Genomic DNA, 18786 nt, shown 5'->3' on the forward strand with positions numbered 1-18786 from the left:
GGCCGCTCCTCCTGTGGTTGTTGTGGCGTCGAGTCTAGCCTGTGGGTTGCGCGCCGTTTCCGGTGTATCCGTAGCGGCGCAGGCCGCGCCAGCAGCGCAGCGCGACCTCGAAACGGCTGCGCGCCGGCATGGCGCGGCGCCACTCGTCGTCGGCCGCGATGCGCAGATCGCCGTGCTGAAACCGCATCGGATTGCCGGACACCGAGTGCCCGACCTGCACCTGCGCGATCGGGCCGGACAGAAACCCGAGCCCCGTGTCCGCGTCCACCGGCAGGCCCAGGGTTTCGACGACCGTGGCCAGCGCACGGCGCGGGTCGGCGGCGAGATCCTCGTAGCGCAGACGCATCCAGGGTCGATCGATCTGCCGGCGCATGCGCTCGGCGAGCCGCTGCGTGGTGTTCCAGCTGGCCGCGCTGGCGCCGGCCGAGCGGGTCGCCATGTACGACTCCATCCAGTGGATCTCCGGCCGAAGGCGCCGTCGCATCTTCGAGAACGCCACCGCGCGCGGGTCGCGGACCAGGTGCAGGTAGCGGGTGTCGAAGCCCGGCAGGCCAGCGAGTTGCGCCGCGTGCTGCGGCGTCTTCGACGAGTCGACCAGCCAGCGGGCGCCGGAGACCTCGGCAATGGCTGTGAACAGGTGCTGCCAGTGCCGGCCAAACGCGGCTTGATCGTCCGTCGCTTTCGTGCGCCGCAGGCCGGCTTTGTAGACCCGACGACTCAGACGATCCGCCGCCACGGCATCGAGGTCGCCGCCGGCGGCAAGACGCCCGCGCACCTCGCCCCAGAATGCGCAGTCGTGAAACGGCTGCCCGCAGCTGCACAGCTGGTTCTCGACGAAGCCGCGTCTCCATACGCGCTGCAACTCGCCGACCGACACCACGCCCGGCAGCTCGTTCAGCAGGCGCTCCAGCAAGGTGCTGCCGCTGCGACTCGACCCGACGATGAACAGGATGCCGGTCATCGCACGTCTCCCCCGCGCTTCGTCACCAGCACATCTTCCATGATCAGGTATTCGAGATCGCAGCCAAAGAACATGTCGAGCGCGTCCTTGGGCGAGCACACCATCGGCTCGCCGCGGCGGTTCAGCGACGTGTTCAGCAGCACGGCGTTGCCGGTGCGCGCGGCCATCGCATCCAGCAGCGCGTGATAGCGCGGGTTGGTGTCGGCGGTCACGATCTGCACGCGGGCGGTGCCGTCCTCGTGCACCACTTCCGGTACCCGCTCTTTCCAGTGCGGTGCCACGTCGAAGGTGAAGGTCATGTACGGCGCCGGGTGGTCGGTGCCGATCAGGTCCGCTGCCACGCGATCCGACACCGACGGGCAGAACGGCCGCCAGCGCTCGCGGTACTTGATCTGCGCGTTGATGCGCTCGGCGATGCCGGGGAAGGACGGGTTGCCGACGATGCTGCGGTTGCCGAGCGCGCGCGGGCCAAATTCCATGCGCCCCTGCAGCCAGGCGAGCGGGTGGCCGGCGGCGAGGATGTCGGCCGCCGCGGTCACGGTGTCGTCGAGCCGTCGGAACGTGGGCTGCGCCGGGTGCGTGGCGCAGGCGGCGAGGCACTCGTCGGTGCTGTAGGCGGGACCGAGGTACGCGTGGCGCATGGGCTGCACGGTGTCACCGGCACCGGCAGCCACGTACGTGGCCGCACCGAGCGCCGTGCCGGCATCGCCCGACGCCGGTTGCACGAACAGCCGCCGCACGTCCGGCCGCGCCATGAGGCGCTGGTTCAGCTTCACGTTGAGCGCCACGCCGCCCGCGTAGGCGAGCTGGCCACCCTGCGCCAGGGTGGGGCCCAAGTGCGTCTCGACCAGCCGCAGCACGGTGTCTTCGAGCAGCTTCTGCACCGCCGCCGCGTAGTGGATGTACGGCTCGTCGATGGCGTCGCCCTGCCGCGGCGGCCCCAGCCAGTCGACCAGCTTCGGACTGAAGAAATAGCCCTTGCCGGCGCGCTTGTAGCGGCGCAGGCCCACCACGTTGACGAGCCGATTGTTCACCTGCAGGCGCCGCCCGTCGCAGCGCAGCAGGCGCGACAGGTCGTAGCGCTGCGCATCGCCATAGGGCGCCATGCCCATGACCTTGAACTCACCGTCCAGCATCTCGAAGCCGAGGTACTCGGTGACGGCGCCGTACAGGCCGCCGAGCGAATCGGGCTCGTAGAACTCGGCGAGCCTGTGGATGCGCCCGGCCTCGCCGTAGCCGAAGAACGTGGTCGCGTACTCGCCGCGGCCGTCGATGCCGAGGATGGCGACCCGGCCGTCGAAGCCCGACAGGTGGTACGCGCTCGACGCGTGCGCGAGGTGGTGCTCCACCGGCACGAAGCGCGCGCCGGCGTTCGCAAAGCCGATCTCGCCCAGCATGGCGAGCGCGCGGCCGCGGTTTCGCGTGTAGCGGCGGTTGCCGGCAAAGAGCGCCGTCAGGGCACGGTCCGGCGCGTACCAGTGGCGGGCGGCGTAATGCCAGCGCGCCGGGGATGACAGCCCGATCGGCGCGTAGGGGTACGCGATGGCGTCCACCTGGTCCGGTCGGATGCCGGCCTGGGCGAGACAAAATCGCGCCGCCTCGGCCGGCTGGCGGCCCTTGGCGTGCTTGTCGCGGATGAAGCGTTCTTCCTCCGCCGCGGCGACGATCTCGCCGTCGACGAGCAGCGCGGCGGAGGCGTCGTGATTCACGGCGCCCGACAGGCCCAGCACGATCACGGCGCAAGCCCCGCATCGGCGAGTGCCCGGTCGAGCTCGGCCAGCAGCGCCGGCTGGTCGGCCCAGTTGGCGCGAAGGCGGGCCACGTCGCGGGCGAGGGCACGGAAACAGGCGTCGCGCCGCCGGTGGCGGCGCAGGGCATCGAGGTCCAGCAGCATCAGCGTGTTGTCGTTGTCGACCAGCAGGTTGGTGGCTTTCAGATCGCCGTGGCTGAGGCGCAGGCGCGCCAAAGTGCCGAGCAGCGCGCACAGGTTTTTCAGCAGCAGCGCGCGGGTGGGCGGATCGGCCGTGGGCAGGGCTGTCGCCAGCGGCTCGCCGCGCGCGTACTCGCTGACGTAAAACGCCCGCCCGCGCAGTGGGCCGAAGCGCTCTTCGAGCAGCGCCACCGGCTTTGGTGTCGGCACCCCCCAGAGCAGTAGACGCTGCGCGGCGCGCCAGCTCTGCCAGGCGCGGCTGGGCCTCCAGAAGCGCCGCAGGCGATGCAGAAAATCCTTCAAATTGTAGCGTTTGACGACCACGTCCCGGCCGTCCAGGGTGAGGCGCACCACGCTCGCGCTGCGACCGCGCTTGAGCCACACCGCCTGCGGGTCGTCAAACGGCGCATCCGGCGCCGCAAGCCAGGCGCGCAGCGCCGGCGTGTCCGCGGCGCGATCGATGACGCTGAAGCGGCGCCACGTGCGGCTCGCGATGTAGGCCCCGCAGGTGCGCAGCGACTTGGCGACCTGGCGACGCTCGCGCTCGCGGCGCTCGCGGGCGATGTGGTTGCGGAATCCATCACCCGAGCCGACCCGGCCCCGATCCCAGCGCGTGGTGCGGTACAGCGTCAGCAGCTCGCCGCTGCGCCGGTCGATGCCGGGCGGGTACTGCGCAAGCCAGCGCGCGAGGTTGTGGCGGGCACGCCGTGCCGACAAAGCCCGGCTGGCGCGGATGCCGGCGCCGTCGAGCGTCCAGGCTAGGCCGTCCGCAATCAGAAAATTGCCAAGATGCGCGTCGCGCTGCTCGATGCCCTCCGCGTGCTGCAGGGCCACCGCGCGCACCACGGCCGGCAGGGCGGCCTCGCCGAGCGCGTCGGCGGGGGTGCCGTCGAGCGCGGCAGTTACCACGACCCAGCCGGCGGGTTCGGCGAGCGCGCCGGCGTACAGAACCTGCGGCGCGCTGATGGCGTGCCGGTGCAGCAGCGCGAAGCCGCGTTGCTCGCGCCGGAAATCGCGTCGGGCGTGCCGGCCGGCGAGGAACAGCTTCACCACCACGGCGCGCGCGCCGCGCTCGGTCGCCCCCGCGAGCGTCCAGCGCCGGCCCGGCAGCACGCGCAGTGCCCGCGTGCAGACCACGGCGCCGAGCTCCGGCAGGTCAAGGCGCAGCGGCAGGCTGGGGGTGGTACTCACGGCGGCGCCGGCAGGTGGGGTGAACGATGATGCGCCTTGCGGTACAGGAACACCGCCTGCGCGCTGACCTTGCGCCAGAAGGCGCGATCGAGCGCCGCGCGCAGCGGCTCGCCGCTGTAAAGGCGCATGAAGCGCAGGCAATCGGTGCGCGTGAGGCCCGCGTCCAGCGCCGAAAAATACAGCCCGGCGATGTCCTTCACGCGCCAGCGCGCCGGCGTGCGCCGGCGCTGCTGCACCCGGTGCAGGTCGATCAGGTGCAGGTCGAGCCGCCCGCCGGGTTCGGTAAGCCCCGGGCTGCCACGCTGCAGCAGGAAGTGGCACAGGTAAAAGTCGCGGTGGTTGACGCCGTGCTCGTGCAGCGTGCGGGCCGTCGTCGCCAATTGGCGCACGAGCGCGCGCTTGAGGCGAAGGCGCGCAGCATCGCCCGGCGTACCGCCCCAGTCGGCGCAGAAATCCTCCAGGCTCACCGTGTCGTCGAGCGCGCGCGTGAGCGCGAACGACTGTCGCCGCGCCGGGTTCCAGCCGTGCTGCCCCCAGCCGGCGCAGTGCATGGTCGGTATGCCCAGTTGCTCCAGCTTGCGGATGGCGCGCACTTCGGTCGCAGCGCCCAGCACCGGCAGGCGCAGTTGCAGCAGATTCTTGCCGATCTCCCGCCAGCCGACGCCGTGATGGCGCTTGAGGAAATACGCCTGCCCGGCGATCTCGACGCGCAGGGTCTGCCGCCCGCCGGTGGCGCGGTACACCTCGCCCGGCATCTGCATCAACGCGGCGAACGGATCGGCGCCGAGTGCCTTCGCGATCTCGGGCTCCAGTTCCAGCGTCATCGCGCCAGCACCGCTTCGATGGCGTCCGCCGCCCGCGCGTGCAGGTGCCACAGGTCGTGGTCCTGCCCGTAGGCGATGCCGGCCGCGCGCCAGGCGGGGCGCCCGTTGCCGGAATCGGCGCCGGTGAGCGCGGCGGCCAGCGCGGCGTTCAGCTCCGCCTGCGAGAACGGATCGCCGAGCGTCCGCCCGCAGCCGCTCGCCGCCACGTGCTCGGCGTAGCCGCACACCTGCGTCACCAGCACCGGCAGGCCCGCCACCACCGCCTCGATCAGCACCGCGCCGGTGTTCTCGTAGCGCGCCGGGTGCAGCAGCAGATCGGCGCCCTGCAGAAAGCGCGGGATGTCGTCCCGCCCCGGCAGGATGGTGAAGCGCTCCGCCACGCCCAGCCGGCGCGCCAGACGCTGATATTCACCCGGCTTGTCGCGGCCGATGGCGACGAGGCGCGTGCGGGCGCGCACGGCCGCCGGCAGGGCGCCGAGCGCCCTGATGCTGCGGTCGAGCCCCTTCATGCGAAAGCCGGAGCCGATCGCCAGCAGCAGGAATTCGTCGTCCGCGATGCCGAACTCGGCGCGCAGGCTCGCGCGCAGTTCAGCCGCATCCTGCCCGGCGCGGCGGTCCTCGGTAATGCCGGGCGGCAGGTGGTGAAAGCGCGCGTCGGGCGTGCCCCAGGCGGCCTGGTAGCGGCGCGCCTCGGCGACCGAGATGGCGAGGATGTGCGTGCGCGAACCGGGCGCGAACACTGCCCCTTCCGCCGCCACGAAGGCGCGGTAGCGCCGGGACAGCCGGTGCCAGAACGGACGCTTTTCCATGCGCGCCACAAAGCAACTGTCGGCGGCGTAGTAGACGTCGAGCCCCGGCATCCGGTTGAAGCCGACGCGGCCGTCGAAGTCGCCTGTTGCTGCGACAAACGCCTCGGCATAGCGGGAATAACGCACGTGGTTGGCGAGGCCGCGCGCCGGCAGCACATGTACCGGCAGCGCCGGTTCGCGCTCGCCCTGCCAGTCGAGCGTGAAGAACTCCACCCGGTGCCCGCGCGCCACGAGCAGGCGCGCGATGCACAGCGCGTCGCGCTGCATGCCGCCGTAGGGGAAGTACTTGAACAGGCCAAACGCGATCTTCACGCCGCCCGCCGCAGGGTTTCCAGGCTCGCCCACACGGCGTCGGCGTCGAGCCGGCCGTAGCAGGGCGGATGCAGACCGTTGTCGGCCGGCAGCGGGCAGACGCGCTTCAGACACGGCGCGCACGGAAACGCGGCCTGCGCCCGGTGCTGGCGCGCGCCCCAGGTGCCGGTGAGCGTGGGGTCGGTGGCGCCGTAGATCGACACCGTCGGCACGCCGAGTGCACTCGCCAGATGCGTCGGCCCGCTGTCGACGCCGACCACGGCGCGCGCGCCGGCCAGCGTGGCGGCGAGCTGCGGCAGGCGCAGCGGCGGCAGCACGCGGGCGTGGGGTTGGCCCTGCGCCAGCGCCTCGGCGCGGCGCTGCTCGTCGGGGGTGCCGAACGGCAGCAGTACCTTGAGCCCGGCCTGCCCGGCGCGGGCGAGCAGCGCGCGCCAGTGCGCATCCGGCCACAGCTTGCTCGCCCAGGTGCTGCCGTGCAGGAACACGAGGTAGTCGCCGGTTTCCCTCGGCACCGGCAAGCGGCTACGGTCGATGCCGTAATCGGGCGGCGCGGGCGACGGCGCGTAGCCGAGCGCGGCGGCGAACAGCGTGCGCAGGCGCTCGACCGCATGCTCGCGCCGGTCGACCGGCACCGTGCGGTCATAGCAGAAACTCGCCAGGCCCTCGCGGGCACTGCGCCGGTCGAATCCGACCCGCGGCCCGCGCGCCAGCAGCGTGACGGGCGCGGTCTTCAGCAGGCCCTGCGCGTCCAGCACGCAGTCGTAACGCTGCGCGCGCAGCCGCGACAGAAACTGCCCCGCCTCGCCGCTGCGCCAGGCGGCGAACGGCGCGCGCCGCCAGCGGCGAATCGCCACCGGCAATACGGACCCGACCGCCGGGTGCCAGGCGGGGATGTCGGCGTAGGCCTCTTCCACCACCCAGTCGCAGGCAAGCGTCGGGATGTGCTCCCTGGCCTCGGTGAGCGCCGGCAGCGCATGCAGCACGTCGCCGAGCGACGAGGTCTTTATCAGAAGCAATTTCATGCGAGCAGCGCGTCGGCGGCCGCGAGCACCTGCGCCGGCGCGAGGTCCGTGAGGCACTTCATGTGGCCGAGCGGGCACTCGCGCTCGAAGCACGGGCTGCACGAGAGTCCCAGCGTGAGCACCCGCGCGCGGTCCGACAGCGGCGGCGTGAAGCCCGGATCGGACGAGCCATAGAGCGCCACCAGCGGCCGGTCGAAGGCCGCCGCCACGTGCATGAGGCCGCTGTCGTTGCTGACCACAAGATCCGCCGCGGCGATGAGATCGCAGGCTTGGCCAAGATCGGTGCGCCCGGCCAAATCGACCGCGCCCGGCGCCCGCGCCGTAATCGACGCCGTTACCGGCGCGTCCTTGGCCGAGCCCAGCAGCCACACCTGCCAGCCCTGGGCGATGTAGTGCCCCGCCACAACGGCGAAATGCGCCTGCGGCCACCGCTTGGCCGGGCCGTACTCGGCGCCGGGGCACAGCACCAGCACCGGCGCCGTGGCAGTGAGACCCAGCGCCACGCGCGTGGCGGCCACGGCGGCCGGGTCGCTGCGCAGGTGCGGCACCAGACGCGCCGGCACCGCGGCGCCCGGCTCGGCGCCGAGCGCCCAGAAACGCTGCACCGTCATCGGCAGGGCGCGCTTGTCGAGACGGCGCAGATCATTCAGCAGCCCGAAGCGCAGCTCGCGGACAAAGCCGGTGCGCTTTCGAATGCCGGCGAAAAATGGGATCAGCGCGGATTTCCACGACCCCGGCAGCACAATGGCCTGCGCATACCGCCCGCGCAGCGCCCGGCCGATGCGCCGCCGTTCGCCAAGCGCGAGCGCGCCGTGGCCGATCGGCAGGTCGATGGCGGCGCGTACCTGCGGCATGCGCTGCAGCAGCGGGCGCGACCAGGCCGGCGCCAGTACGTCGATGGCGGGCGCCGGCTGGCGGCTTTTCAGCAGCGCCAGCAGCGGCTCGATCATCACCATGTCGCCGACCCAGGACGGGCCGACCACCAGCACCGCGGGGGCGCTGGGCTCAGGCGACAGCGTCGCCAGCCTCGCGCACCAGCACGTACACCGCCCCGCAGTAGGGGCATTTTTCCTCGCCGGTCTCGGCGATCGGCAGGAACACCCGCGGGTGCGAGTTCCACTTGCTCATGCCCGGCATGGGGCACGACAGCGGCAGGTCGTGGCGGGTGACCTCGTAGCGGTTCTCGGCGTTGGCCAGAATTTCGCGCGTCATGGCAGCCTCACTTCACCGGCGTCAGCCAGTCCAGATGCGCCTCGTTGCCGCCGTTCACGGTGGCGAAGAAGCGCTCCTGCAGCGCCGCGGTGATCGGACCGGGCTTGCCGGCGCCGATGACGCGGTCGTCGAGCGAGCGGATCGGCGTCACCTCGGCGGCGGTGCCGGTGAAGAACGCCTCGTCGGCGATGTACACCTCGTCGCGCGTGATGCGCTTCTCGCGCACCTCGTAGCCGGCCTCGCGCGCCAGGGTGATGACCGTGTCGCGGGTGATGCCTTCGAGCGCCGAGGTGATGTCCGGCGTGTTGATCACGCCCTTGCGGATGACGAACACGTTCTCGCCGCTGCCCTCGGCCACGTAGCCGTCCACGTCCAGCAGCAGCGCCTCGTCATAGCCGCAGGCCTGCGCCTCGCGCAGTGCCAGCATCGAGTTGATGTAGTTGCCGGTGGCCTTGGTGCGGCACATGGTCACGTTGATGTGGTGGCGCGCGTACGACGAGGTACGCAGGCGCACGCCGCGTTCGAGCGCGCCATCACCCAGGTACGCGCCCCACTTCCAGGCGGCGACCGTCACGTGCACGGACAGGTTCGGCGCGCTCACGCCCATGGCCTCGGAGCCGTAGAACACCAGCGGGCGCACGTAGCCGTCTTCGAGGCCGTTCTCGCGGATGGCCGCCCGGCAGGCCTCGATGATCTGCTCGCGGCTGAACGGGATGTGCATCTGCAGGATGTGCGCCGACGTGAACAGCCGGTCGATGTGTTCCTGCAGGCGAAACAGCGCCGTGCCGCGCGGCGTCTTGTACGCGCGGATGCCCTCGAACACGCCCATGCCGTAGTGCAGGGAGTGGGTCAGTACGTGCACCTTGGCCTCGCGCCACGGGACAAGCTCCCCGTCGAACCAGATGACGCCGTCCCGATCTTCCATGCCCATGGCACGAATCCCCGTTTCCTTGACCCAAAAAAAGCGCCGCGCGACGCGGGTCGGCGGCGGCCGGGAAGTGTACACGCTGCCCGCCGGGGGCTGATCGACGCGCTGGCGTCGCGGGCATACGCATACACTGCCGCCCGCTGCGTCCAACGTTCAGGGGAAATCGCATGTTCTACAAGCTCGTCGCCGTCACGCTGTTCGTGTCGTTCATTGCCATGTCGACGTCCGGCCTTCTGATGTTCTTCATCGAACGGCCGTCGTTCACCATCCAGATGCACCCGGTGCACAAGCTGTTCGGTCTGGTCATGGTGGCGGCGATGGTTGCCCACATCGCGCTCAACTTCCGCGCGCTGCGCGCCTACGTGCGCAGCCGCGCCGTGGCCATCACCGGCGGCGTGCTGGTGGCGCTGCTGGTGGTGCTGTACGCGGTGGCCATCAACAACACACTGCCGCCCGAGATCGCCGAGCCGATGGACGCGCTCGGCGCGCAGGCGGAGTGACCCGCCTGCCTTGACGCGCGCCCCCGTTGACGCGCGTCAAGGCCGGTCGGAACCGCCGCGCGAGAGTTCTCCCGTCCTCACCGAGGCGGGAGAACTCACGCATGAAACCCAACGACATCGACACGCTGATCGTCGACCGGCCGGATACCTGGCAGTTCGAGGTCAGCCGCAGCCTGTTCACGGACCAGGAGCTGTTCGACCTCGAAATGCGGCACATCTTCGAAGGCACGTGGATCTTCCTGTGCCACGAAAGCCAGGTCGGCAAGCCGAACGACTTTTTCCGCACCCGCATGGGGCGCCAGCCGGTCATCGTGACCCGCGACGCGACGGGCGGCATCCACGCCTTTTTGAATGCCTGCCCGCATCGCGGCGCGGCGCTGTGCCGCACCGCCCACGGCAACCAGAAGTTCATCACCTGCCCCTACCACGGCTGGGTGTTCGACACCGCCGGCCGCTGCGTGGACATCAAGGACCAGGCCAAGGGCGCCTACCCACCGGCCTTCATCAACCAGAGCCACGATCTGGCGGCGGTGCCGCGCGTGGGCGTGTACAAGGGCTTCGTGTTCGGCAGCCTCAGCGCGGACGTGCCGCCGCTTGAAGAGCACCTCGGCAACACGCGCCCGTTCATCGACATGCTGGACGGCATGGGACCGGACGGCATCGAGGTGCTGCGCGGCAGTTCCACCTACACCTACCACGGCAACTGGAAGATGCAGTGCGAGAACGGCATCGACGGTTACCACTTCACCTCCGTGCACGGCAATTACGTCGGCGTGCTCACGCGCCGTCTGGAGGGCGCCGGTCCGGGCGGCCGCGACGACAAGGTGAAGTCCGGCTTCGACAAGAACGCGCTCGCCGGGCGTACCGGCTGTTATGACCTCGGCCGTGGGCACGCGCTGATCTGGAGCACCTTCCCGCGGCCGGAAAATCGCCCGCTGTGGGGCAGCGCCGACGAGGTCAAGGCGCGCATGGGCGAGGTCTACGCCGACTGGATGCTGCGCCGCCAGCGCAACCTGCTCGTATACCCGAACGTGAATTTCATGGAGCAGGCGTCGTCGCAGATTCGCGTCTGGCAGCCGATCGAGCCCGGCCTCACGCAGGTGCAGATCTACTGCATCGCGCCCAAGGGCGAGAACGGTGGTCAGCGCGAGCGGCGCATCCGTCAGTACGAGGATTTCTTCAACGCCACCGGCATGGCGACGCCGGACGACTTGACCGAGTTCGAGGCCTGCCAGGCCGGCTTTCAGGCCCGCTACGTGGCCTGGCAGCAGGGCTACGACCGCGGCATGACGCACCTGGTGAAGGGCGCCGACGACATGGCGCAGGCGCTCGGCATCAAGCCCGAATCGAGCGGCGCGGACATCACGGACGAGACGCTCTACTACGGCCAGTACCGCGAGTGGCGGCGGCTGATCGGGCGGGGTGTGCTCAAGGGCTGACGGATGGAGGCGCCGACCCGGGCCCGTTGCGTCGGGCCCGGGTCAATGTCTCAGGCCGCCGGCTGCTCCAGGCTGTAGTCCGGCACTTCGATCTCGACGTCGCCGTCCAGCAGCTTGGTGACGCAGGACAGGCGCGCGTTCGGTGGCGCGCCCTCGGCGGCGAGCGTGCGCGTTTCGGTCGGGAAAGGCGCGCTGAGATGCTCCATGCCGGACAGGATCAGCACGATGTCCGACCCGCAGTTGCCGAGCCCGCAGGAGCTGTGAATGGGGATGCCGGCGCGGCCGCGGATGAGGCCGAGCAGGCTCGAGCCCGGCATCACCCGCCGCCACGGCCCGCCGTTGATGCGCACGCGCGCCATTACCAGCGCGCGACCATGTCGAAGATGCCGACGCCAATCGCATCCGACACCAGACTGGCGCCGGCGGTGCAGGCCTTCTGGGTGTTGATGTCGTCGGCGCCGACGTACTTGTCCAGCACGCGCAGGCCGTCGTTGCCGTGTTCCATCTCCACCTCGCCGCCGTGGATGCGGAACCATTCGGCGTCTTCCTCACTCAGGCCGTAGTGCTCGATGGCCGCCTTGCCGAGCGAGCCGAACACCGCCGGCGTGACCGTCTCCACGCCCACCGCGGTGGCTGCCATGCCCTCGACCCACGGCCGGTGGTAGACGTAGCCCTCGATGATGATGCGCAGCGCGTGGATGTACGGATCGGGCTCGAAGGAGACCCAGTCCGGGCCTTCGAGAATCGCGTCGCCGGGGCCGCCGAGTGCGTTCACCACCTGCGCCAGCAGGAACGGGTGGTCGCGCTCGATGTAGGCGTTCTCGAGCAGCGCGGCCTTCACCACGTGGTCGTTCTTCGGGCAGCGCGCGGCGAGCGCCGCCACGTACTCCGGAAAGCCGGTGATGACCCACTGCAGGTTGGCCATCATGCGGGCGAACTTCTCACGCGGCAGGCGACCGCTGCGGATGTCGGCGAGCACCGGGTGCTTCAGCCCCTTCGCCGCGATCGGCTCCAGCACGTCGTTTTTCATGCGCTGCAGCCACGGGCTGCCGACGGCGATCAGGTAGTCGGTCGGAACGTTCTCGATCACGCTAGCCATTGGGTTCTCCTCCAGAAATAGTTTTCCAGTCGATCCCGGCATTGGCCGCGCCGTCCCTGGCCACGGCGCCGCCGTGTCCATGCGTGGGCCTGCGAGTGGCGTTCCCTGGCCCGGGCCGATAGTGCGCCCGCGCCCTGTTGGCTTACAAGGGGGGATGACAAGCGGCCGACGAGCCGCGCCGCGCGCAAAAAAAAACGGCCAGCCTCCATCGCGGAAGCCGGCCGGCTTACCCCCTTGCGTGCCGGCGCTCAGGCCGCCGGCTGTTCCAGACTGTAGTCCGGTACTTCTACTTCGACATCCCCGTCCAGCAGCTTGGTGACGCACGACAGGCGCGCGTTCGGCGGCGCGCCCTCGGCCGCGAGCGTGCGGGTTTCGGTCGGGAACGGCGCACTCAGGTGCTCCATGCCGGACACGATCAGCACGATGTCCGACCCGCAGCTGCCAAGCCCGCAGGAGGTATGGATGGGCAGCCCGCCGCGGCCCTTGATGAGGCCGAGCAGGCTCGAGCCCGGCATCACCTTGCGCCACGGCCCGCCGTTGATGCGGATACGCGCCATTGGGTTTGCCTCGGGGGTTCTACCAGCGCGCCACGGCGTCGAACAGGCCGGTGCCGATGGCGTGCGCCACCAGACTCGCGCCGGCGATGCACGCCTTCTGGGTGTTGATGTCGTCGGCGGCCACGTATTTTTCGAGCACCCGCAGGCCCTCGTTGCCGTGCTCCATCTCGACTTCACCGCCGTGGATGCGGAACCACTCGGCGTCTTCCTCGGCAAGACCGTAGTGCTTGATGGCCGCCTCGCCGATGCGGCCGAACACGGCCGGCACCACGCTTTCCACGCCCACCGCGGTGGCCGCCATGCCCTCGATCCACGGCCGGTGGAACACGTAGCCCTCGATCACCATGCGCAGCATGTGGATGTACGGGTCGAAGTCGAACGACACCCAGTCCGGGCCCTCCAGCACGGCGTCGCCGGGGCCGCCGAGCGCATTCACCGCCTGCGCCAGCAGAAACGGGTGGTCGCGCTCGATGTAGGCGTTCTCCAGCAGCGCCGCCTTCACCACGTGGTCGTTCTTGGGGCAGCCGGCGGCGAGCGCCGACACGTACTCCGGAAAGCCGGTGATGACCCAGCACAGGTTGGCCATCATGCGGGCGAACTTGTCCTTCGGCAGGCGGCCGGCTTCGATGTCCTTGAGCACCGGGTGCGCCAGCGCGGCGGCCGCGACCGGCTCCAGCACGTCGTTCTTCAGGTGTCGCAGCCAGTCGGCCTTGACGTCGATGAGGTAAGCGGTGTGTACGTCTTGGGCTACGGTAGCCATCGGTTGCTCCTCCGGATGAAGCCGCCGCAGGGCCAATCCCGGCGGCGCTGTCGTCGAACCGCGCGGCCTGCCCATCCGTGGCGCCGAGCGGGTAATCCCTGTGTGGTCCGGCCTCGTGCCGCGTCGTCGTCGCGCCGCCCGTCCGTCGGCGGCGCCTCCATCGGCAGTCGTATCAGGCGGCGCCCGCCTTCGCCGGCACCTCGTCCGCCACCATGTCGAGGTCCATGCCGAAGCCGGACGCCTCCACCTCGTGGCCCCAGATGTCGGCCGAGTAGTACTCCTGCTGGCTCGGCGCGCTGCGCGCACCCCAGCCGATCTCGGACAGCCAGCCGGACGGGTTGCCGCAGTAGAAGGTGACCGCCTGGTCGTTGGAGTGCTTGCCGATGTCGATGCCGACCGGCAGCTTGCGCGCGCGCACCGCGTGGTAGGCGACGCCAAGGTCGTTCAGGTCCGTGTACTCCAGCATCAGGTGGTTGATGCGCTTTGGCATCGGGCCGCCCAGGAAGGCCACCGAGTGCTGGCGGTCGTTGCAGTGCATGAAGGTCGGCATGACGATCGAGCCGTCCGGCTGGCGCAGCTTGTACTCGACCGAGCCGCGCATGCCGAACACCTTGGTGTAGAAGTCGTAGGCGGCCTTCACGTCGTTCTGGCGCAGGATGCAGTGACCCAAGCCCTGATCGCCGGTGACGAAGCGGCCGAACATCGGCCGGCCGGGGTGGAACGGGCGGAAGGTCATCACCTCCGGGCCGTAGAACACCTCGGTCGGGTTGCCGCCGGGGTCGTTCAGCTTCAGCAGGCCCAGCACGCGGCGCTCGTCGCACTCGGCGCTGCTCGCCCAGCGGTAGGGAATCTTGGCGGCTTCGAGCTGGGCGGCCATTTCTTCGAGCTCGTCCGGGCCCGGCACGCGCCAGCCGATGTAGGCCATGTCGTCCTCGGTGCTCTTGTGCAGCACGAAGCGGTGGTGCCAGTCGTCCAGGCGCAAATACTTGCGGTCCCCCTCGCCGGCGTCGTGCAGCTCCATGCCGATGATTTCGGTGGCAAAGCTCTCCCACGCCGCCATGTCGGTGACGTTGAAGCCCATGTAACCGAGTTCCGTGACCTTGACCATTGCGCTCTCCCGCCGGTGACTGTGCGCCGCGACCGTCGTGGCGCGGGCTGGCGGCGATTACGCCACGCACGCCCCGGCGGAACTTGACCCACGTCAGGCCGGGCGCTTGCTGTACCGGCCGCGCGGGCTTCGCTTATCCTGCCGACTGACCGTTCGGGCACCCGCTGGGCGCCGCGGCCACCCACACACAATCCCGCCAGGAGAAACCCGCCCATGAGCGAGCCGCAGGTCACCTACGCCCGCGAAGGCCACGTCGCCGTCCTCACCATGAACCGCCCCGAGGCCATGAACGCCATGTCCGTGGCCATGCTGACGGACCTCACCGCCGCCGTGCGCCGGTACGCCGAGGACGACGAGGCCTGGGTGGGCGTGCTGCGGGGCGAGGGCCGGGCGTTCTGCACCGGCGGGGACCTGAAGGAAGCGCTGGAGCTGATCGGCGACGAGCCGTCCAATTTCTACGTGATGCCGCGCCAGGGCCTCGAAGCCTTCGCGCTGGTGCGCGCCACGCCCAAGCCGATGATCGCCGCCGTGCACGGCTACTGCATGGCGGGCGGTCTGCTGCTGGCCAACGCCTGCGATCTGATCGTGTCCGGCGAGTCGTGCAAGTTCGGTATCCCGGAAACCTCGGTCGGCATGCCGACCATGGGGTATCTGGACCTGTGGAAGTTCATGGGCCCGCGCGTGTTCATGGAAAAGGTGCTGACCGCCGAGCCGTTCGGCGCCGCCGAGGCCAAGGCCTGTGGCCTCGTCAACCGCGTGGTGGCGGACGACCAGGTGCAGGCGGAAGCCATGAAGCTGGCGCAGAAGATCGCCAGCAACTCGCCGCGCTCGGTGGCGTCCCACACGCAGGCCGTGCGCCTGTCGGTCAAGTACAACCGCGAGGTGCTGGAGGAATTCCAGCGCCAGATCTGGGACCCGGTCGTGTTCGGGCAGGACATCCAGGAGGGCCTGTCGTCGTTCCGCGAGCGCCGCAAGCCGCAGTGGAAGAACCGCTGAGCGGCCGATAGAAGCTGTGGGAGCGGCGCCCTCGCCGCGAATGCTGGCCTGACGCATTCGGCCCGAGGGCGGGCCTCCCACAAGAATCCCGAGGTTCGCGGCAGCGCGCCGCTCCCACGCCCGCCATCGAGAACAACCGAATCCCGGCCGAGGAGAAACGCCATGCTGGAACTCACCGAACCCGAACACATCCGCCTGCTGCGCGACCAACTGCGGCGCTTCGTGGAGCGCGAGATGCCGCGCGAGGCCGCGGCCCGCTGGGACCGCGACGACGTGTTCCCGCGCGCCGTGTTCGACAAGCTGGCCGAGCTCGGCGTGTGCGGCCTCACGGTGCCGGAGGAATACGGCGGCGCGGGCGTGGACATCCCGGCCTGCATGGCGGTGATCGAGGAACTCTCGCGCCGCTCGCTCGCGGTGTCGGTGCCGTACATCATGTGCACCTGCTACGCCGGCATGAACATCAACGAGGTCGGCTCGGAAGCCCAGAAGCGCGAGCTGCTGCCGAAGATCGCCGACGGCAAGCTGATCTTCGCCTACGGCCTCACCGAGCCCGACGTGGGATCGGACCTCGGCAGCGTCAAGACCACCGCGGTGCGCGAGGATGACACGCTCATCATCAATGGCGCCAAGCGCTTTTGCTCCGGCGCCGACGAGGCCGACTACATCTACGCGCTGGTCTGCTCGGACCGCGCCGGGCAGCGCTACCGGAACCTCTCGTTCGTGCTGATCCCGCCGACCGCGCCCGGCGTCACCGTCACGGCGTTCGAATGCATGGGCGTGCGCGGCATCCACACCACGGACGTCACCTTCGACAACGTGCGCGTGCCCATCGGCAACCTGGTCGGCGGCGAAGACGCCTGGAACCGCGGCTGGGACATGCTGGCCGGGCCGGGCCTGGACGTCGAGAAGATCGAAGTCGCAGCGATTGCGCTCGGCGTCGCCTGGGCGGCGCTGGAAGACGCCTGGCAATACGCGCAGGAGCGCAAGCAGTTCGGCAAGGCCATCGGCACCTACCAGTCCATCCGCCACCTGCTGGCCGACATGCAGGCCAAGCTCTACACCGCCCGCACGCTGGTCTACCAGGTGGCGGGCCAGCTCGGCAGCGAAGGCCGCCACGGCGTCGAAACGGCCATCGCCAAACTCATGGCCACCGAGTACTGCACCGAGATCACGCTCGCCGCGCAAAAGGTCATGGGCGCCTACGGCTACGCCAGCGAATTCCCCATGGAACGCTACGTGCGCGACTCGCTGGCGCTGCCCATCTTCGGCGGTTCGTCGGCCATCCAGCGCAACAACATCGTCAACTGGCTGGGGCTGCCGAAGTAAGGCCCGGCCCCCGAACACCGACGCGGCTGGTTAGCGATCAGCAGCGCAGGACGGCGTGTCCGGGGACACAGAAGGCGGCATACGCTGCGCTAGTCCGCCCTGTGCGGGCTAGGCAAAGTCCGCCGAAATATGTACAGTAACGCGTACACATTTGGAGGCCACCCCAATGGACGCCATTACCTACACCACGGCCCGCGCCAACCTCGCCAACACCATGGACCGGGTCTGCGACGACCACGAGCCGCTGATCATTACCCGCAACGGGCAGCAGTCCGTGGTCATGATGTCGCTGGAGGACTACAAGGCACTCGAAGAAACCGCTTACCTGCTCCGCGCCCCCAAGAACGCCAAACGGCTTCTCGAAGCCGTGGCCAGCCTGCACAGTGGCCAGGGTCAGGAGCACGGACTCGCCGAGTGAAACTGGTCTTTGCACAGGCGGCCTGGGAGGATTACCTGCATTGGCAGGACACCGACAGGAAGATGCTCAAACGCATCAACGCACTTATCTTGGAAACCACCTGCACGCCATTTACCGGCACCGGCAAACCCGAAGGACTGAAACACGCGCTGGCCGGATACTGGTCACGTCGCGTCAACGACGAACACCGAATGGTCTACAAGGTAGACGGCGACTCCCTCCTTATTGCGCAGCTGCGCTACCACTACTGAATGCGAAACGTGAACGTGTGTCGTTCGAGCGGTTTCTTGTTAAGTCGGTGTAGGGCGGGGTAGGCGTAGCCGTAACCCGCCAATCCGCAAAGAATTGGCGGCCTTTGCGAAACAGGGAAGGCGGAATACGCTGCGCCATTCCGCCCTACGCCGGCTTTATTTGATGCTCAAGCGTACGCCTCAGCCGTCCCCATGGACCTCTTCGTCTTCCGATCCGAATGAGGAGCATGACCGCATCGTCATTCTTCAAGTCGATCAGATCTCGCGCTTGCGAGGGAATTAATTCGGCCGATAAGCAGTCCAGTCTGATCGCCGGATCGTTCGCGACGCGAGATAGCCGCTCGGCGGGCGAAAGGCGGGCAAGGGCAGCAAGCAGCTCCAAACGGGCGGCGTTCCTCCGTCGCGTCTCGGCCACACGGTCGGCGTGAGCTACAGCCCTCTTATCCCGCTTGACACGCCTTCGTTCTGCCGCTTCCTCCCGTTGCCGTTCATATCGCGCTCTGTTCTCCTCGATATCCGCACGCATCCGTGCCAACGCGTCGCCTGCCGGGGTACCAGACAGCTCGGTATCGAGCACCAATGGCACGTCGTATCGAGTCAGATGATCCAGATCCCCGACGATCGTACTGAAAGCATAGGAGGGAGTCCAAGAGGGCGGCAATTCTCGAAGACCGGCAACGAGGGTTCGGACCAAGTCCTCGCGATCCGTGCTCGACACTCCGGCGAGAAGATCGCGCGGGATCTCAGCGGTATCGACCCTGGCGTCGATGTCACTCTGCCGGGCCGCAGCGGCCCAGACGCTCCGCCTAAACTCCATGGCTCCGCACGTTCCGCAGGCCGGCCTGGTGCACCATCGGGCTTTTTGAGACTCGACAAACACTGCCTCGAGCCAACCATAGCGTTTACGATTCGGCATCGGTGTTATGTAGACCTTACTGACGTTTGATCTTCGGCTGCGGCCCAGCTAGGCGGTACGCCGAGAGCCCGGCCAGTGGCCCACTCGCTTGTACCGCTCGTTAGTTAACTAACATCACGGCCGCTTCAATTGCTGCGCTAGAGTAAGTTTCAACTCCTTTTTCGCTTTTTTTCGTACGACCTCAAGCTCTTGCACGAGCGCATCTATCGCTGCATCCACCTCTAGGT

20 protein-coding genes are annotated in these 18786 nt (G+C 69.1%); 6 read left to right on the top strand and 14 right to left on the bottom strand.

The window, feature by feature from the left end:
• Positions 1-34: 34 nt before the first annotated feature.
• From AB7F93_RS11365 to AB7F93_RS11405, 9 genes are read right to left on the bottom strand one after another with little or no spacing between them, the layout of a single operon-like run.
• Complete coding sequence (locus tag AB7F93_RS11365; protein WP_428303024.1) at positions 35-961, bottom strand: sulfotransferase family protein; 927 nt, start codon at positions 959-961, stop codon at positions 35-37.
• Positions 958-2697 (bottom strand): carbamoyltransferase family protein, encoded by a 1740-nt coding sequence (locus tag AB7F93_RS11370; protein WP_428303025.1) that lies wholly within the window; start codon positions 2695-2697, stop codon positions 958-960. The genes AB7F93_RS11365 and AB7F93_RS11370 overlap by 4 nt, the downstream gene beginning before the upstream one ends.
• Entirely contained in the window at positions 2694-4082 is a 1389-nt protein-coding gene (locus AB7F93_RS11375; protein WP_428303026.1) for a lipopolysaccharide kinase InaA family protein, read from the bottom strand. Before AB7F93_RS11375 ends, AB7F93_RS11370 begins: the two co-directional genes overlap by 4 nt.
• On the bottom strand, positions 4079-4906 hold the full coding sequence (gene rfaP / locus AB7F93_RS11380) for a lipopolysaccharide core heptose(I) kinase RfaP (RefSeq protein WP_428303027.1): 828 nt from the start codon (positions 4904-4906) through the stop codon (positions 4079-4081). The genes AB7F93_RS11375 and rfaP overlap by 4 nt, the downstream gene beginning before the upstream one ends.
• Positions 4903-6027, bottom strand: coding sequence for a glycosyltransferase family 4 protein (locus tag AB7F93_RS11385; protein ID WP_428303028.1), 1125 nt, complete (start codon positions 6025-6027; stop codon positions 4903-4905). Before AB7F93_RS11385 ends, rfaP begins: the two co-directional genes overlap by 4 nt.
• Positions 6024-7049 (bottom strand): lipopolysaccharide heptosyltransferase I, encoded by a 1026-nt coding sequence (gene waaC, locus AB7F93_RS11390; protein ID WP_428303029.1) that lies wholly within the window; start codon positions 7047-7049, stop codon positions 6024-6026. Before waaC ends, AB7F93_RS11385 begins: the two co-directional genes overlap by 4 nt.
• Positions 7046-8005 carry a lipopolysaccharide heptosyltransferase II gene (gene waaF, locus AB7F93_RS11395; protein WP_428303043.1) on the bottom strand — a complete coding sequence of 320 codons (960 nt, stop codon included), beginning with the start codon at positions 8003-8005 and terminating at the stop codon, positions 7046-7048. Before waaF ends, waaC begins: the two co-directional genes overlap by 4 nt.
• A 49-nt stretch (positions 8006-8054) precedes the next feature.
• Positions 8055-8261, bottom strand: coding sequence for a zinc-finger domain-containing protein (locus AB7F93_RS11400; protein WP_428303030.1), 207 nt, complete (start codon positions 8259-8261; stop codon positions 8055-8057).
• A gap of 7 nt (positions 8262-8268) precedes the next feature.
• Positions 8269-9192: a branched-chain amino acid transaminase gene (locus tag AB7F93_RS11405; RefSeq protein ID WP_428303031.1), complete on the bottom strand. Its 924-nt coding sequence runs from the start codon at positions 9190-9192 to the stop codon at positions 8269-8271.
• Positions 9193-9356: 164 nt separating this feature from the next.
• On the opposite strand from AB7F93_RS11405, the gene AB7F93_RS11410 reads away from it, so the two are divergent.
• Together AB7F93_RS11410 and AB7F93_RS11415 are read left to right on the top strand one after the other, a co-directional pair.
• Positions 9357-9689 (top strand): DUF4405 domain-containing protein, encoded by a 333-nt coding sequence (locus tag AB7F93_RS11410; protein WP_428303032.1) that lies wholly within the window; start codon positions 9357-9359, stop codon positions 9687-9689.
• Positions 9690-9790: 101 nt separating this feature from the next.
• Complete coding sequence (locus AB7F93_RS11415; RefSeq protein WP_428303033.1) at positions 9791-11128, top strand: aromatic ring-hydroxylating oxygenase subunit alpha; 1338 nt, start codon at positions 9791-9793, stop codon at positions 11126-11128.
• Positions 11129-11178: 50 nt separating this feature from the next.
• Here AB7F93_RS11415 and AB7F93_RS11420 read toward each other — a convergent pair whose 3' ends face one another.
• The 5 genes from AB7F93_RS11420 to bphC all read right to left on the bottom strand — a co-directional run bounded on the left by AB7F93_RS11420 (position 11179) and on the right by bphC (position 14652).
• Positions 11179-11487: a 2Fe-2S iron-sulfur cluster-binding protein gene (locus AB7F93_RS11420; protein WP_428303034.1), complete on the bottom strand. Its 309-nt coding sequence runs from the start codon at positions 11485-11487 to the stop codon at positions 11179-11181.
• Complete coding sequence (locus AB7F93_RS11425) at positions 11487-12227, bottom strand: TenA family transcriptional regulator (RefSeq protein ID WP_428303035.1); 741 nt, start codon at positions 12225-12227, stop codon at positions 11487-11489. The genes AB7F93_RS11420 and AB7F93_RS11425 overlap by 1 nt, the downstream gene beginning before the upstream one ends.
• Positions 12228-12475: 248 nt before the next feature.
• The gene (locus tag AB7F93_RS11430) at positions 12476-12784 is read right to left on the bottom strand and encodes a 2Fe-2S iron-sulfur cluster-binding protein (RefSeq protein WP_428303036.1); all 309 of its coding nucleotides are present in this window, start codon (positions 12782-12784) and stop codon (positions 12476-12478) included.
• A 19-nt stretch (positions 12785-12803) separates the two neighbouring features.
• Positions 12804-13544 carry a TenA family transcriptional regulator gene (locus tag AB7F93_RS11435; RefSeq protein ID WP_428303037.1) on the bottom strand — a complete coding sequence of 247 codons (741 nt, stop codon included), beginning with the start codon at positions 13542-13544 and terminating at the stop codon, positions 12804-12806.
• 172 nt (positions 13545-13716) lie between these two features.
• On the bottom strand, positions 13717-14652 hold the full coding sequence (bphC, locus tag AB7F93_RS11440) for a biphenyl-2,3-diol 1,2-dioxygenase (RefSeq protein ID WP_428303038.1): 936 nt from the start codon (positions 14650-14652) through the stop codon (positions 13717-13719).
• A 213-nt stretch (positions 14653-14865) separates the two neighbouring features.
• Here bphC and AB7F93_RS11445 point away from each other — a divergent pair, with 213 nt between their 5' ends.
• The 4 genes from AB7F93_RS11445 (at position 14866) to AB7F93_RS11460 (ending at position 17643) form a co-directional block, all read left to right on the top strand.
• A complete protein-coding gene (locus tag AB7F93_RS11445) occupies positions 14866-15648 on the top strand; it encodes an enoyl-CoA hydratase/isomerase family protein (protein WP_428303039.1) in 783 nt (260 codons plus the stop codon).
• 162 nt (positions 15649-15810) lie between these two features.
• The gene (locus AB7F93_RS11450) at positions 15811-16974 is read left to right on the top strand and encodes an acyl-CoA dehydrogenase family protein (RefSeq protein ID WP_428303040.1); all 1164 of its coding nucleotides are present in this window, start codon (positions 15811-15813) and stop codon (positions 16972-16974) included.
• Between the two features lie 166 nt (positions 16975-17140).
• Complete coding sequence (locus AB7F93_RS11455) at positions 17141-17392, top strand: type II toxin-antitoxin system Phd/YefM family antitoxin (RefSeq protein WP_428303041.1); 252 nt, start codon at positions 17141-17143, stop codon at positions 17390-17392.
• On the top strand, positions 17389-17643 hold the full coding sequence (locus AB7F93_RS11460) for a Txe/YoeB family addiction module toxin (protein ID WP_428303042.1): 255 nt from the start codon (positions 17389-17391) through the stop codon (positions 17641-17643). The genes AB7F93_RS11455 and AB7F93_RS11460 overlap by 4 nt, the downstream gene beginning before the upstream one ends.
• Positions 17644-18786: the final 1143 nt, after the last annotated feature.

Source organism: Immundisolibacter sp. (genome assembly GCF_050250495.1).
Classification (GTDB): domain Bacteria; phylum Pseudomonadota; class Gammaproteobacteria; order Immundisolibacterales; family Immundisolibacteraceae; genus Immundisolibacter.